The organism is Thermostichus sp. MS-CIW-41 (genome assembly GCF_054058915.1).
In genome coordinates this window covers 52,862-65,410 of the sequence record NZ_JBSSBO010000013.1, presented here as the reverse complement: position 1 = coordinate 65,410, position 12,549 = coordinate 52,862, and the positions used below count along the sequence as shown (strand labels likewise).

The window sequence follows — 12,549 nt, the reverse complement described above, 5'->3', positions numbered from 1 at the left end:
AGAACTGCTCCCACACGTTGCTGGTTGAGCGACGTTGGATAACAGTAGTCATGAGGACAAACTTCCCTAAGGAAGCGCGAAGATTGACAACCTAAACTTAAAACATCCGTTAAGTTTCGTCAACCACCTTTTTTGATCCTGAGAGAGGCCATGTCGCTTGTCCGCTGGATTTTAGGGATCCACACCACCACGCCCGTTTTGGGCCTGGCCCTGCTGCCGTTGGAGCCAGGGTTGGGAGAAACCCGCAGTCAGAGCTGGTGGCTGGATCGGGAGATGGCAGCGCAGTTGCACCCCTGCTTGAAAGTCTTCTTGGCCGGTCAAGCTTGGTCGCAGATAGCTGGGATCGCTGTAGCTTTGGGGCCGGGCAGCTTTACGGGCAGCCGTTTGGGGGTGAGCGTGGCCCGTCTGCTGGGCCAGCAACTGGGCATTCCCGTGTTTGGCTACTCGGCTTTGGCCGTCCTCGCCCGCCAGGTGTGGCAGGAGCAGGGATCCCCGGCACAGCCCTTGACGGTGGCGGTGCAGATGGACGCCAAACGAGAAGAGCGGTATGGCGGCGTGTATCGGGTGACAGAAGAGGGTGTCGCTGCAGAAGTGGCCGATCGGCTCTGGGAGGAAGAGGCTTGGCAGGCAACTCTCCGACAGTGGCCGCAAGCTCTATCCGTGAATGCCGCCGATTTTGTGGATCCTGCACCTGTGGTGGCGTTGGCAGAATTGGCCCGCGCCGATTTTCGGGCTGGGTTGCGCCCTCAGTGGCAGGAGGTGTTGCCCCTCTACGGTCGCCAGCCCCCGATTGATCTCAGAGGGCTGAATCGGACTCCGTCTCCCTAGCGCGAACGGAGTGCCCCATCGTCACGGTAAGATTGGGAAGTCTAAGCAACGGATCCCTCTGCTGACATGATCTCAAGCAACGATTTGCGCCCTGGCGTCTCTGTAGAAATTGACGGAGCTCCCTACAAGGTGATCGAGTTCCAGCATGTGAAACCCGGCAAGGGGGCAGCCTTTGTGCGCACTAAGCTCAAAAACATGCAGACTGGCAACGTTGTGGAGAAAACCTTCCGCGCCGGTGAAACCCTGCCCGCAGCCACCATCGAAAAAGTCGAGATGCAGTATCTCTACGCGGAAGGGAACAACTTGGTGTTTATGGACATGGAGACCTATGAGCAGGCTCCAATTACCGCCGCCCAAATTGGCTCCGCCGTGAAATATCTGAAAGAAAACATGCAAGTGTCAATCTTGCGCTGGAATGGGCAGGTGATCGATGTGGAGCTGCCCAACACCGTTGTTCTGGAAGTGGTGGAAACAGATCCAGGGGTGAAGGGAGATACCGCCACTGGGGGAACCAAGCCGGCCAAGCTGGAGACCGGTGCCGAGATCCAGGTGCCTTTGTTCATCAAGGTTGGAGAACGGATTCGGGTCGATACCCGCACCGACACCTATCTGGGCCGGGAGTGAGTTCTCCCTCTCCTTTTCGGTTATGGATTTCTGTTGTGGACAGGTGATGCATCAGGAGTGAACCTTCCCTTGGATGTTGTCAATTGGCAGGAAATTCGTCTTCTCCTGGCCGCTCTGCAAGAGAGCGATGTTACCGAGCTAACTCTGGAGTTCAAAGATTTTCGCCTCACCTTGCGCAAAGGGATCCCGACTGAGCTCTCCTCCACCCCCGCCAGTCCGGTTATTGTCTCCTCTGCGCCTCCTCCTGCTCCTGCAGAAGCGCCCCCTCCTCCCACTGCTCCCAAATCCACCCCCAGCCATTGGATAGACGTGACGTCACCAATGGTGGGCACTTTCTACAGCGCCCCAGCTCCAGGTGAACCTGACTTTGTGCGGGTTGGCCAACGGGTGAACAAGGGCCAAACCCTGTGCATCATCGAGGCCATGAAGCTGATGAACGAGATCGAGGCCGAAGCGGCAGGCGTGGTGACCGAGATTTTGGTGAGCAATGGGCAATCGGTGGAGTTTGGGCAGGTGTTGATGCGGTTGGATCCCACGGCTTGATGGGCAAGGGGGTAAACCGGATTTTGGCGACCCAATCTCCCTTGCCTGTGTATACACCAGAGTTGAATCGGATTGAGGGGATGTGGTCGGTGTTGAAGCACTGTATCCGTCAGTTTTCCAGAGCCGGGAAGTATGGGATGGAGCAAAGGATACAGACCGCTTTACTACTCATCAATCCATTCAATCTCTCCTGCTGGGAGAGAAGTTGGGGGTGACAGCCTGGGAAACCCTCTCAGACCAATTTGACCAGTCTGCGCGCCCCTTTCACAGCCCTACCTGTGCCCCAGTTGCCGATGGCTCCCAGCTGAGGTTAAGAGAAGCCCATAGCCCCCCAGCCCATCATTGACTATGATGCGGGCGTGAGGTGTGAATAAGTACCTAAACAATGGCAACCCAACGCATTTGCTTTGCTCAAGTCTCAGATGTCCACCTGATGCCCGAGACGGGGTGCCGCTGTTGGTGGATGTCCGATTCCCCCCGCCGCCAGTTGGAAGCCGCCGTTGCCCATCTCAACCAGGTGCCCGATCTGCACTTCGTGGTGTTTACCGGGGATTTGGTGGATCAAGCGGATCCGGAGAGCTTTCAATCTTTCCAGGAGATTGTTGCCCAACTGCGGGTGCCCTATTACCTCAGCCTGGGCAACCACGATATCGACACCCTGAGGAGAAAGGGACGCTTTAACCGAGATCAGTTTATCCGTTGGTGCCAAAGCCAATTTCCCCTATCCCTGGCTCCCACTGGTTACGTCGATTACAGCCTTTCCCCTCTGCCCGGGATCCGCTTGATTGCCCTCGACGCCAGCCTGGGACGCTTCCCTTTGCCTCAGGGCGTGCTCCGCCCCTCCCAACTGCACTGGCTGGGCGAACATCTGCAAACGGTGCCGGAAGAATGGCTGATCCTGCTGATCCATCAGCCGCCCTTCATTGCTCCCACTCAAATGGACGCGGTTTTGTTTCGCAAGTACCGGCTCCTCAGCGAACCAGCCTCGGCGCTACACGCTCTCTTGGCCCGTCACGGACGGGTGGTGGCGGTGCTGAGTGGCCACCTGCATGTGCCGAAGGTGTATGTCCGCGATGGGATCCCCTACCTGACAGCACCTCCTCTGGTGGGGCCGGTTTCGGCTCTGCGGGTGTTTGAGCTGGAGGTGAACCCACGGCGAGGGGTGTTGCGCTACCACTGGGTTAAGTTGCCGGCATTGGATCCCAGCCCCCTCTGGCACGGCTTGGTGATGGGGATCCGACGGGATCGCTGGGGACAAATCCCTCTCCGGGCCAAGGGATCCCGCTCTCTCCCTCTGCCCGCTGCCGCCTGGTAATCAAAACCCCTAAAGCTTGACCGAATTAGTGTAGATTAAAAAAAGCAAAAATCGTCGAGTTCGGTGTCTTCCCCCTATGACAGCAAGCCTTTCTCCTTCTAGCCGCTGGGAGCTGGCGGCTCAAGCGCTGCGGGAGCAGTATCAACCTCAAGTGGCGTCCCTGAGCGAACGGTTTGAGCCTTTGTCGGCAAGCGACCTGCTCACCTGGGCGGTTGAAGAATTTGGAGATGGGCTGGTGCTGGCCTGTAGCTTTGGCCCGGAAGACCTAGTGCTGATCGATCTGCTCACGGCGATTAACCCCCGTGTTCGCGCTTTTTTTCTGGACACCGATTTTCACTTCCCGGAAACCCTACAACTGCGGGAGCAGGTGTTGGCGCGCTACCCCCACTTGCAACTGCAGATCTTCAAGCCCTTGCTTACCCCGGAAGAGCAGGCAGCTCAATACGGGCCAGAACTGTATCGCTCTAACCCCGACCTCTGCTGCAACATCCGCAAGGTGGAGCCCTTGAATCGTGCTCTGGCCGGTTGCACCACTTGGATTACAGGGATGCGTCGGGAACAATCCCCCACCCGCGCCGATATCGGCAAGGTGCAGTGGGACGGCAAGCGCAACCGCCTCAAACTCAACCCGCTGGCTGACTGGACAAATGGCCAAGTTTGGAAATACATCCTTGACCACGGGATCCCTTACAACCCCCTGCACGATCGCCACTACCCCAGTATCGGCTGCCTCCACTGCACTGCGCCTGTTGAGCCAGGGGCGGATCCCCGCTCTGGACGCTGGAAGGGCACAAGCAAAACCGAATGCGGCCTGCATACCTAACCCATGACTGCTTCCTCCATCCTTGAGGTGGCTCAGTTTGAAATTACCCCCGGCTCTGAAGCCGCCTTTGAAGCCGCCATCGCTCAAGCTTTCATCTATTTGCAGCAGACCGACGGCTACCAAGGGCACCAACTGCAGCGCTGTCTGGAGCACCCTCAGCAATACCTACTGCTCGTTCAGTGGGGATCCCTAGAGGCCCATCTGGTCAACTTTCGCCAATCGGAAAACTTTGTCCGCTGGCGTGCCCTCATCGAACCCTACTTTGCTCGGCCACCCCAGGTTCTGCACTACCAGTTGCTGACGGGATCCCCTTTTTGATTTGAAATAGGGCACCTGTCCACTCTCCACCTAGGTTGACCCCAATGGGACAGGTTAAGATGTGATATTATTTATTTCCGGCCTTCAGGCAGATGCACAGCGGCATCGCTCGTAGGGGCTGTTAACTCAGTGGTAGAGTACCACCTTGACACGGTGGGAGCCGCTGGTTCAATTCCAGCACAGCCCATGTCCTTGACAGAAGCTCACAAGACTCTGCTCTGGGAGCGGGTTACCGTGCTGGGCCGAGCCTTACCCTGCAGGTCTTGCGAAACTGGGGATCCCTCGCCGCCACGGACTCTATTGGTAGATGTTGGCCGCTTTTAGCATGTGGTAGGTGATCAGCAATTGAGTCAAAGCCAGGGGATAGCTCTGGAGCAGCTCGCCGGTGGTGCCGATCAACTGGCCGATGTTGGGGTTTCCCTCTAAGCTACAGAACTTGCCCAGGTAAGGGATTTCGTTGCAGAGCATCCGCTCCAATTCAATCACTTGGCTGGCCGTAGCATGGGCATCAATCTGCAAAACATCGACGGGCTTGCCCATATCCCGATCCAAATCCAAACGAATGGCAGAGCTAAGGTGATTGTCGCGGGCATTGAGGATTTGCCAAAAATCTGGGTGAGGAATGGTGGGGCGCAGCACCAAGCGTGCATTCAGCAATACCTCGTCTTGGTCGGATCCCTCTTGGGGCGGGTAAAAGGTGACCACTACATCGGCCCATTGGCGCTGTGGACGAATAAAAGCCTCTGAGTCGGGTTCGCGCTTTTTGAGCTCTTCTCGCACTTGCTCTTCGGTATATCCGCGCTTGCGGGTGTCCCGCTTAATCTTCCAAAGGGCTCGTAAATGTTCTGGGGGAGCCAAATAAACCTTGACATCGTAGCTATCCCGCATACCACGGGTAAAGTAGCCCAGCAGCCCTTCGACAATCACGTATTTGTTGGGCTTGACGTACTCTGGCGGGTCAAAGGTGCCGGTGCTGTGGTTATAGACGGGCTTTAGGATCGGCTGGCCGGTGCGCAGGAGCGTCAGGTGCTGCTGAACGATATCCAGGTAGTTGCAGTCGGGATGAAGGGCTGTAATCCCCAGTTCAGCGCGTTGTTTGCGGTCGTAGCGGTGGTAGTCGTCGGTGCAAATGACAGTAACGTTTTCTTCCCCCAAGACTTGGGCAATGCCGCGGGTAAGGGTGGTCTTCCCAGCAGCACTATCGCCAACAATACCCAGAATAATCGGGCGCTGAGCCACGGATCCCTCTCCTGAATCGTGAACCTGGGGCAGAGAACTCCCAACAACACCGGCCAAACTCAACTTCGTTTCGACCTGCGGATGGCCCCGATCAGAGAACAGGGATTGTCGGTCAGCAAACGAAGTTAAGCAAGCATTATCGGCTCTGGAGGGTATTGGGGCAAGCGAATGTTACAGTTCTTTCCAGCCATACCCACTCCAAGCCGGGGTAGGTATGCCCTTTGCCTGACAGGGATCCGCACCCAACTCCAGAAATCCCTACCGCAAGACTTAAAGATTGAATGCCCACAGCACCCCGACGTAAAGCCAGAGCGCTCTCACTCCATTGGCTAGGAACCCGGTTGCACCGGCAAACATGTTGAACTCATCCACAGGCAACTCGCAAATTGCCCTGGATCCCTATACTGGAGTAGGAGCACTGGAAGGCATCAGAGCAGCAAGGGTAGCATTAGGTCAGACCGCTAGAGGGGGAAGCAACCGATGGGATTGTTCGATCGGGTCAGCCGAATCATTAGATCCAATATCAATGCGCTGGTCAGCAGCGCCGAGGATCCGGAGAAAATCCTGAACCAGACCATTCAGGACATGTCTGAGGATCACTACCAGATGCGGCAAGCGGTTGCCCAGGCCATTGCTGCCCAGAAGCGGATAGAGCGGCAGTATGAGCAAGCACAGCAGAGTGTTGATGAGTGGCAAAGACGCGCCGAGTTGGCCCTGCGCAACAACAACGAAGCTTTGGCTCGAGAAGCGCTGGTGCGCAAGAAAACCTTTGCCGAGACTGCCCAAAGCCTGAAGCGGCAGTTGGATGAGCAGACTAAGCAGGTGGAGATCCTGAAGTCCAACATGACCAAGCTGGAGAGCAAGATCGCTGAGGCCAAGACCAAAAAGGACATGCTCATCGCTCGCGCCCGCGCCGCCAAGGCTTCCCAGCAAATCAATCAGGTTATCGGGCGGGTGGACGCCACAAGCGCCTTTGCTGCTTTTGAGCGTATGGAGGAGAAGGTGAACTCCCTGGAGGCCCAGTCGGCGGCAGTAGCCGAGCTGGCGGTAGACAATTTGGAAAACCAGTTTGCCGCTTTGGAGGCGGGTGGCTCGGATGTAGATCACGAGCTGCTGATGCTCAAGGCGTCGATCCAGGGTCAGTTGCCCTCTGGAGGGTCAAAGTCCTCAGGCCAACCTTCCACCGCAAGTGAGAGCGAGGTCGATCTGGAGTTGGAAAATTTGCGCAAGGAGATTGACCAGCTCTAACAGGCGGAATGTCGCTCTCCTCCGACTCTCAAGGCTTGCCGGGCTGAGTTTGGGCCGGGGGGTGGTAAGCTAACCAACAAGAACTCTGACAGCCCTTCTGCCGACCAGCAGGGCAAAGTCTGTCAGTAAAGCGTTCCACCTCGAGTGGCAGGGATCCCCAGAGGGTAATCAACCTGCGAAAGGGTCACAGCCTGCTTCCGGCAGGGCTGAGGTTAGTTTGCCTACGGTTTTGTGAGAGAACAAACAGCGATGACAACAGCAAGTATCAAGCCTCTCTTGGATGCCAAGCAACTGTTGCAGGCTTATGCGTCTGGCCAACGGGATTTTTCGGGCTCCAACCTGAGTGGAGCGCAGTTGAGTGGCGCGAATTTGAAGGGCATTATCCTACGGGATGCCGACTTGAGTGGGGCAGATTTGCGCGAGGCGGATTTGTCGGGAGCAGATCTCTCGGGAGCCGACCTGCGCGGAGCCAAGCTGCGACGGGTGAACCTGATTGGGGCTAAGTTGGTGAAGGCAGATTTGCGGGGGGCCAACCTCTACCGGGCCAAATTGCTCAGGGCCGACCTCAGCGAAGCCGAGCTGAACCGAGCCGATCTGCGGATTGGGGCCGATCTGCGCGGAGCCATCATCACCAACACCCATTTCCGCGGTGCCCTTTACGACGAGTACACCAAGTTCCCGGATGGCTTTAACCCCACAGAGATGGGCATGTAGCCGGGGCTTCGCTCAGGGGATCAGGTTCTGCCACAGTTGGGCCATGCCTTCGGCAGCCGCTACAAAGGGCGGGTTGTGCAGGTCGGGCTTGTTGTAGCGCAAGGGATCCCCTGCCAGATCGGTAACCCTTCCCCCCGCCTGCTCCACAATGCACTGGGCAGCGGCAGTATCCCACTCCATGGTGGGGCCGAAGCGAGGGTAGAAATGGGCAGATCCTTCGGCCACAAGGCAAAGCTTTAGGGCACTGCCCACAGACTTCACTTCCAGAGAGCCACAGCGCTGCCGCAGCCGCTCGAGGAACTGCTCCGTCTCCGGGTTGCTGTGGGAACGGCTGGCCACCACCTGCCAAGGGGCCTGGGCGGGCGGGCGGGCCCAGATGCGCTCATCGCCTTTGTAGGCCCCCAGCTTTTGGGCAGCTTTGTAGGTGAGGCCGAGAGCTGGGGCGTGGACAGCTCCCAAGATGGGGATCCCTTCCTCGATGAGAGCAATGTTCACCGTAAACTGGCCGTTGCGCCCGATAAACTCTCGGGTGCCATCCAAGGGATCCACCAGCCAAAACCGCTCCCACTGTTGCCGCTCTGGGTAAGGGATCCCGCCCGATTCTTCCGAGAGCACCGGGATCCCTGGGGTCAGGTCTTGCAAGCCTTGCAGGATCAGGTGGTGGGAGGCCAGATCCGCCTCTGTAAGGGGAGAGGCATCCGCCTTGGCCCTTACCTGAAGCTGCTCCTGTCTGTAGATGGGCAAAATAGCCTGTCCTGCCGCCTCCGCCAGCCGACTTACCTTGGGCAAGAGAGCGGCCAGATCCTGAGCTTGCATAGGATCCCTCCCCAAGCTAGAAACGCACCGGAATGGCATGGGCGGCCAAGTCGGCTTTGATCTGCGCAATCGTCAGCCGGCCATAGTGGAGCAGCGAGGCCAATAGAGCCGCTTCCGCCCCTCCCTCCTGCAGAGCTTGGCGGATATGAGCACACTCCCCTGCTCCTCCTGAGGCAATCACCGGCACCGACACCGCCTCGGCCACCCGCCGGGTTAGCTCCAGGTCATAGCCGGCCTGGGTACCGTCGGCGTCCATGCTGGTGAGCAAAATCTCCCCTGCCCCCCGCTCGGCCACGCTTTTGGCCCACTCCACCGCGTCCAGGCCCGTCGGCTGCCGCCCCCCGCGCACGTATACCTCCCATCCCCCTCCCTGCGGCTTGGCGCGAGCATCAATGGCTACCACAATGCACTGGGATCCAAACCAGCGGCTGGCCTGAGCCACGAGATCAGGATCCCGAACCGCTGCCGAGTTGAGGCTGACCTTGTCCGCCCCGGCCCGCAGCAGTTGTCGGATCCCCTCCAGATCGCGGATCCCCCCTCCCACCGTGAGGGGAATGAACACCTGCTCTGCGGTGCGCCGCACCACCTCCAGCAAGATCTCCCGCTCTTCGTGGGTGGCGGTGATGTCCAAAAAGACCAGCTCATCGGCTCCTGCCTGATCGTAAGCCTGGGCCAGCTCTACCGGATCCCCGGCATCCCGCAATTGCACAAACTGGATCCCTTTCACCACCCGCCCTGCCGCCACATCCAGACAGGGAATGATCCGTTTGGCCAACATCGCTCTCTCCCAAGGACTCCATACCGCTAACGCGAACAGAGGGGAACAACTGGGGATCGTTTTAGCCGAAGCTGATGACCAGGAAGGGTTCTTGAAACTTGGCCCCAGTCACCTGCCGACCTGCCAAGCTGGGGGGCAGGAACAAATTGCGCCGCTGATCCCCGGCGGTAATGGTCAGCTCCGGGCCCGACTGGCTCAGCTCGATTTGGGCCTTGCTGAAGCCGGGAATAAACAGCTTGACTGTACGGGCTCCCTCGTCGATGGCCACGGGCGGCGGCACATCCGGCACAGCGAACATCCCCCCCACCGCTGCTTCCAAAGCCGACCAATCGGATCCCTGACGCAGGGGGAGTGTTCGTAGTGTCAGCGGGAAAAAATCGGCGGCCGAGACCTCTCCCGGAGCCAGAGGGGTAACCCAGAGGCTACCCACCGTCAGCCCCACCATCTGAGCACTCCCCCAAAGGTAACGGGCGGTTTGCACGGCCATCGGGTCAGGGGTGGTCACCAGGTGGGCCAACACGCGGCGCGGATTGGCAATAGCCTGTCGTCCCTGCTCCAAAAGGTTGGTCATGCCCCCCAACCGCTCTGGCAGATCCTCCAGGGAGGAAAATTCCACGGTGCTTACCGAACGCAACAAGGGCTCGGCAAAGGGTCGCAGGGTTTTGGCCAAGTCGGATCCCAAAAAAGCTTGGGAGGCTCGCCGCCAGTACCAACTGGCCACCTCCGGGATCCCAAAGGCCCGCAAGGTGGTCAGATCCCCTGGCCCATCGTAGAGAATGCAGTCGTATTGGCCGCTGGCATCGTAACGGCGCAGAGCTTCCAGGGCCAGGGCCTGATCCATACCCGGCAACACCCCCAATTCCTGGCCGTAGATCTCCCGGAAAAAGGGGGTGCGCACGTATCGGGCTTCCAGCTCTTTGGCCGCCGTCCAGAACTGCTCCAGCAGCTGGGTTGTCCGCAACTGCACCACGCTCAAGTTGGCAGCAATGGTCACCGGCTCGCCGGAAAGCGGGATCCCGCCCAAAAGCATTTCCAGCCCCGGCCCCGCCTGATGGCCCACCAACAGCACCCGCCGCCCCTGCTGGGCTGCGGCCCGAGCTGCCGCCACGGCCAAGGTGCTCCGACCTGTGCCCCCCTTGCCCAGAAAGGTGAGAATTTGGCTCATTCCCGCTCCTCCCGATTCCGCTCTCCCGCCTCTCCGTAGATATCGATGTACAGAGATTGACCTGCCAACTGAGCTGCGGCCATCATCACCTGTCGAATCGCTTGCAGGGTGCGCCCGCCCCGCCCGAATACCCGCCCCCGATCCTTCGGGTCAAAGGCCAGCCGCAGCCATACCTTTCGCCCGCCACAGGTGGTTTCCACATCCATTTGAAGAGAGGCGCTGCTGAGCAGCGGTTCGATCAAAAGATGGACGAGAGCCTTGTAGTCTGGCATAGAGAGCTAGACGACAGGAGGGAACAACTGGCCAAGCCAAGCTTAGCCGACCCTAGGCCTCAACCGCTTCCTCAACCTGAGGCTTTTCAACTTCAGCTTCCGGAGGACTTAATTCTGCCGCTGCTGTCTCAGTGGCAGCTTCGCTCAATTCAGACTCGGGAACATCGGCGACCTCAGCCTCGGCCACGGATTCTGTTGCAGGGGCCTCTTCTGCCGCCTCAGGGATCCCAGCTTCAGGCTTGGCCATGGCCGGGATGCGAATCGAGGCAACCACTCCGCCTTCCCCTGCTTTCAACATCTCGTAGATGCCGGCCTTTTTGAGGAGACTGTCCACGGTCTCTGTGGGCTGAGCGCCACAACGCAACCACTTCAGCAAGCCTGCCGTTTGCAAAACCGTCTCCTTGGTGCGCGGGTTATAGTAACCCAGTTCCTCTAGCGGACGGGCTTCACGGCGGCTTTTACTTTCAATGGCGATGATGCGATAGCTGGGTTGCCGCTTTTTTCCGTAGCGCTTGAGCCGCAATTTGACCATGGGGTATCCACTCCTTGGGGGACGCTCCGCAAGCTGTAAAGATCCAAAAAATCCAAAAAAGAGTTCGCCTAGACCCGCCAAGCCTGCTGAAGCTCCAGAGCCTCGCTCCGAGCCTTTGGCGTTTGGCCGGTAGACACAGGCTTTTTATTTTAAGCGATTTTCTGCTTGACTGGAACTTGACTGGAAAATGTCCGACCCCGGTTTGGAAGGCAACCTTCATGGCAGAGTTGAAGAGAAAACCCTACACTCAGCAGCAACTCCCATGATCAACTACGCCGATTTGACAGACGAGCAGCGCCAGCTCTACCTCAAGGCCCTGATCGCGGTGGCCCGAGTAGATGGCCAGTTGGACGAAGAAGAAACCTCTTTCTTCATGCAAATCGCAGAAGGGGTAGGCATCGAAGCGCCACTGGCCCAAACCTATCTGGCCGATGAAGCAGGTGCACCTTTGGATATCAGCGGGATCCCGCCCATGCGCAATGCGGCAGGGGCCTTGATCCTGCGGGATTTGGCAGCAATGGCGGTGGTGAATAGCCAGCTGGTGGAAAAAGAAGAGGAGCTAATTTTCGAGATCGGCAAAGCCATGCAGTTCAGCGCTGAGGAGATCAACGAGTTTATCGACTGGGCCTTCATGGGACTGCAGTGGCAACTGAAAAGCGCATCCCTGCTGGAGCGCTATGCCCAGCCCTCCCCCCAACCTTCTGAATGACCTGGGGTACTAGATAGCATCACAACGGCCAGCCCCCGCTGCAGATATTGACAGCCCAGTTTGGCGTTCCCCTGAGCCAAGCAGGGGGAGACTTTCATCAAGTTAAATCTGGCCATCGAGACTTAGCCGATAAAGCGATCCAGAGCCCGCTGCAACTCCTCCAGCTCCACTTCGATATTGCCGGTCTCGATGGCATGGCGGATGCAGTGGCGAATGTGATCGTCCAAAATCAGCCGCGCCACCCGATCCAGCGCTCCCTTGACGGCGGCAATTTGCAGCAGCACATCTGGACAGGGCTGATCCTGCTCGATCATGGAGCGGATCCCACGCACATGCCCTTCGATGCGAGCCAAGCGGTTGGTCAACTTGCGCCGAGACTGGGGATCATGATGGTGAGGCTGGGCCCGCCCAGACAGCGGCGGCTTTTCCAGCGCCAGCTCCCACTCCTCCTCCCAATCGGGTTCTGAAGGGAGCGGTGGAACGGAATGAGATCGAAGTGGGGGGACGGGATCCGACATGAGAAGGGCAAAAGACTGCTTGCATGATACTGCCTGGTTTTCCCCGGGAACGATGGGGTACTCTACAATAGAAAAAGATGTGAAATTTTGTAAAACCTCTCATACTT

General features: G+C 58.4%; 16 protein-coding genes and 1 tRNA gene. 10 read left to right on the top strand and 7 right to left on the bottom strand.

Annotated elements, in window-relative coordinates:
* The first annotated feature begins 150 nt into the window (after positions 1-150).
* The 7 genes from tsaB (at position 151) to ACVWXE_RS06055 (ending at position 4,638) form a co-directional block, all read left to right on the top strand.
* A complete protein-coding gene (gene tsaB, locus ACVWXE_RS06085; RefSeq protein WP_457489835.1) occupies positions 151-828 on the top strand; it encodes a tRNA (adenosine(37)-N6)-threonylcarbamoyltransferase complex dimerization subunit type 1 TsaB in 678 nt (225 codons plus the stop codon).
* A 66-nt stretch (positions 829-894) separates the two neighbouring features.
* Positions 895-1,452 (top strand): elongation factor P, encoded by a 558-nt coding sequence (gene efp, locus ACVWXE_RS06080; RefSeq protein ID WP_457489834.1) that lies wholly within the window; start codon positions 895-897, stop codon positions 1,450-1,452.
* 69 nt (positions 1,453-1,521) lie between these two features.
* Entirely contained in the window at positions 1,522-1,995 is a 474-nt protein-coding gene (accB, locus tag ACVWXE_RS06075; protein ID WP_011432092.1) for an acetyl-CoA carboxylase biotin carboxyl carrier protein, read from the top strand.
* 385 nt (positions 1,996-2,380) lie between these two features.
* On the top strand, positions 2,381-3,310 hold the full coding sequence (locus tag ACVWXE_RS06070) for a metallophosphoesterase family protein (protein ID WP_011432093.1): 930 nt from the start codon (positions 2,381-2,383) through the stop codon (positions 3,308-3,310).
* A gap of 76 nt (positions 3,311-3,386) precedes the next feature.
* A complete protein-coding gene (locus ACVWXE_RS06065; RefSeq protein WP_011432094.1) occupies positions 3,387-4,133 on the top strand; it encodes a phosphoadenylyl-sulfate reductase in 747 nt (248 codons plus the stop codon).
* 3 nt (positions 4,134-4,136) lie between these two features.
* A complete protein-coding gene (locus tag ACVWXE_RS06060; RefSeq protein WP_011432095.1) occupies positions 4,137-4,451 on the top strand; it encodes an antibiotic biosynthesis monooxygenase family protein in 315 nt (104 codons plus the stop codon).
* Positions 4,452-4,566: 115 nt separating this feature from the next.
* Positions 4,567-4,638: transfer RNA gene (locus tag ACVWXE_RS06055), tRNA-Val, on the top strand.
* A 110-nt stretch (positions 4,639-4,748) separates the two neighbouring features.
* Here the strand turns inward: ACVWXE_RS06055 and ACVWXE_RS06050 are convergent.
* Positions 4,749-5,690 carry a phosphoribulokinase gene (locus ACVWXE_RS06050; protein ID WP_414330145.1) on the bottom strand — a complete coding sequence of 314 codons (942 nt, stop codon included), beginning with the start codon at positions 5,688-5,690 and terminating at the stop codon, positions 4,749-4,751.
* A gap of 480 nt (positions 5,691-6,170) precedes the next feature.
* Between ACVWXE_RS06050 and ACVWXE_RS06045 the strand changes: the two genes are divergently transcribed.
* Together ACVWXE_RS06045 and ACVWXE_RS06040 are read left to right on the top strand one after the other, a co-directional pair.
* A complete protein-coding gene (locus ACVWXE_RS06045; protein ID WP_011432097.1) occupies positions 6,171-6,938 on the top strand; it encodes a PspA/IM30 family protein in 768 nt (255 codons plus the stop codon).
* A 249-nt stretch (positions 6,939-7,187) separates the two neighbouring features.
* Positions 7,188-7,652, top strand: a complete 465-nt coding sequence (locus tag ACVWXE_RS06040; RefSeq protein ID WP_011432098.1) for a pentapeptide repeat-containing protein — start codon at positions 7,188-7,190, stop codon at positions 7,650-7,652.
* 12 nt (positions 7,653-7,664) lie between these two features.
* Here ACVWXE_RS06040 and cysQ read toward each other — a convergent pair whose 3' ends face one another.
* The 5 genes from cysQ to rpsP form a co-directional block, all read right to left on the bottom strand.
* Positions 7,665-8,468 carry a 3'(2'),5'-bisphosphate nucleotidase CysQ gene (gene cysQ, locus ACVWXE_RS06035; RefSeq protein ID WP_457489833.1) on the bottom strand — a complete coding sequence of 268 codons (804 nt, stop codon included), beginning with the start codon at positions 8,466-8,468 and terminating at the stop codon, positions 7,665-7,667.
* 16 nt (positions 8,469-8,484) lie between these two features.
* Entirely contained in the window at positions 8,485-9,246 is a 762-nt protein-coding gene (gene hisF, locus ACVWXE_RS06030) for an imidazole glycerol phosphate synthase subunit HisF (RefSeq protein WP_414523082.1), read from the bottom strand.
* 61 nt (positions 9,247-9,307) lie between these two features.
* Entirely contained in the window at positions 9,308-10,411 is a 1,104-nt protein-coding gene (locus ACVWXE_RS06025; RefSeq protein ID WP_457489832.1) for a Get3/ArsA fold putative tail anchor-mediating ATPase NosAFP, read from the bottom strand.
* The gene (locus ACVWXE_RS06020; protein WP_457489831.1) at positions 10,408-10,683 is read right to left on the bottom strand and encodes a KH domain-containing protein; all 276 of its coding nucleotides are present in this window, start codon (positions 10,681-10,683) and stop codon (positions 10,408-10,410) included. Before ACVWXE_RS06020 ends, ACVWXE_RS06025 begins: the two co-directional genes overlap by 4 nt.
* Positions 10,684-10,735: 52 nt before the next feature.
* Positions 10,736-11,215 carry a 30S ribosomal protein S16 gene (gene rpsP, locus ACVWXE_RS06015; protein WP_011432103.1) on the bottom strand — a complete coding sequence of 160 codons (480 nt, stop codon included), beginning with the start codon at positions 11,213-11,215 and terminating at the stop codon, positions 10,736-10,738.
* Positions 11,216-11,477: 262 nt separating this feature from the next.
* Between rpsP and ACVWXE_RS06010 the strand changes: the two genes are divergently transcribed.
* The gene (locus ACVWXE_RS06010; RefSeq protein WP_414388933.1) at positions 11,478-11,924 is read left to right on the top strand and encodes a TerB family tellurite resistance protein; all 447 of its coding nucleotides are present in this window, start codon (positions 11,478-11,480) and stop codon (positions 11,922-11,924) included.
* A 122-nt stretch (positions 11,925-12,046) separates the two neighbouring features.
* Here the strand turns inward: ACVWXE_RS06010 and ACVWXE_RS06005 are convergent, their stop codons facing one another.
* Positions 12,047-12,442: a metal-sensing transcriptional repressor gene (locus tag ACVWXE_RS06005; protein WP_414341707.1), complete on the bottom strand. Its 396-nt coding sequence runs from the start codon at positions 12,440-12,442 to the stop codon at positions 12,047-12,049.
* Between the last annotated feature and the right edge of the window lie 107 nt (positions 12,443-12,549).

Excerpts from the sequence above, each read along its gene's own strand:
- tsaB (WP_457489835.1), top strand. The coding sequence starts at position 151 with ATGTCGCTTGTCCGCTGGATTTTAGGGATCCACACCACCACGCCCGTT.
- efp (WP_457489834.1), top strand. The coding sequence starts at position 895 with ATGATCTCAAGCAACGATTTGCGCCCTGGCGTCTCTGTAGAAATTGAC.
- ACVWXE_RS06070 (WP_011432093.1), top strand. The coding sequence starts at position 2,381 with ATGGCAACCCAACGCATTTGCTTTGCTCAAGTCTCAGATGTCCACCTG.
- ACVWXE_RS06065 (WP_011432094.1), top strand. The coding sequence starts at position 3,387 with ATGACAGCAAGCCTTTCTCCTTCTAGCCGCTGGGAGCTGGCGGCTCAA.
- ACVWXE_RS06060 (WP_011432095.1), top strand. The coding sequence starts at position 4,137 with ATGACTGCTTCCTCCATCCTTGAGGTGGCTCAGTTTGAAATTACCCCC.
- ACVWXE_RS06045 (WP_011432097.1), top strand. The coding sequence starts at position 6,171 with ATGGGATTGTTCGATCGGGTCAGCCGAATCATTAGATCCAATATCAAT.
- ACVWXE_RS06040 (WP_011432098.1), top strand. The coding sequence starts at position 7,188 with ATGACAACAGCAAGTATCAAGCCTCTCTTGGATGCCAAGCAACTGTTG.
- cysQ (WP_457489833.1), bottom strand. The coding sequence starts at position 8,468 with ATGCAAGCTCAGGATCTGGCCGCTCTCTTGCCCAAGGTAAGTCGGCTG.
- hisF (WP_414523082.1), bottom strand. The coding sequence starts at position 9,246 with ATGTTGGCCAAACGGATCATTCCCTGTCTGGATGTGGCGGCAGGGCGG.
- ACVWXE_RS06025 (WP_457489832.1), bottom strand. The coding sequence starts at position 10,411 with ATGAGCCAAATTCTCACCTTTCTGGGCAAGGGGGGCACAGGTCGGAGC.
- ACVWXE_RS06020 (WP_457489831.1), bottom strand. The coding sequence starts at position 10,683 with ATGCCAGACTACAAGGCTCTCGTCCATCTTTTGATCGAACCGCTGCTC.
- rpsP (WP_011432103.1), bottom strand. The coding sequence starts at position 11,215 with ATGGTCAAATTGCGGCTCAAGCGCTACGGAAAAAAGCGGCAACCCAGC.
- ACVWXE_RS06010 (WP_414388933.1), top strand. The coding sequence starts at position 11,478 with ATGATCAACTACGCCGATTTGACAGACGAGCAGCGCCAGCTCTACCTC.
- ACVWXE_RS06005 (WP_414341707.1), bottom strand. The coding sequence starts at position 12,442 with ATGTCGGATCCCGTCCCCCCACTTCGATCTCATTCCGTTCCACCGCTC.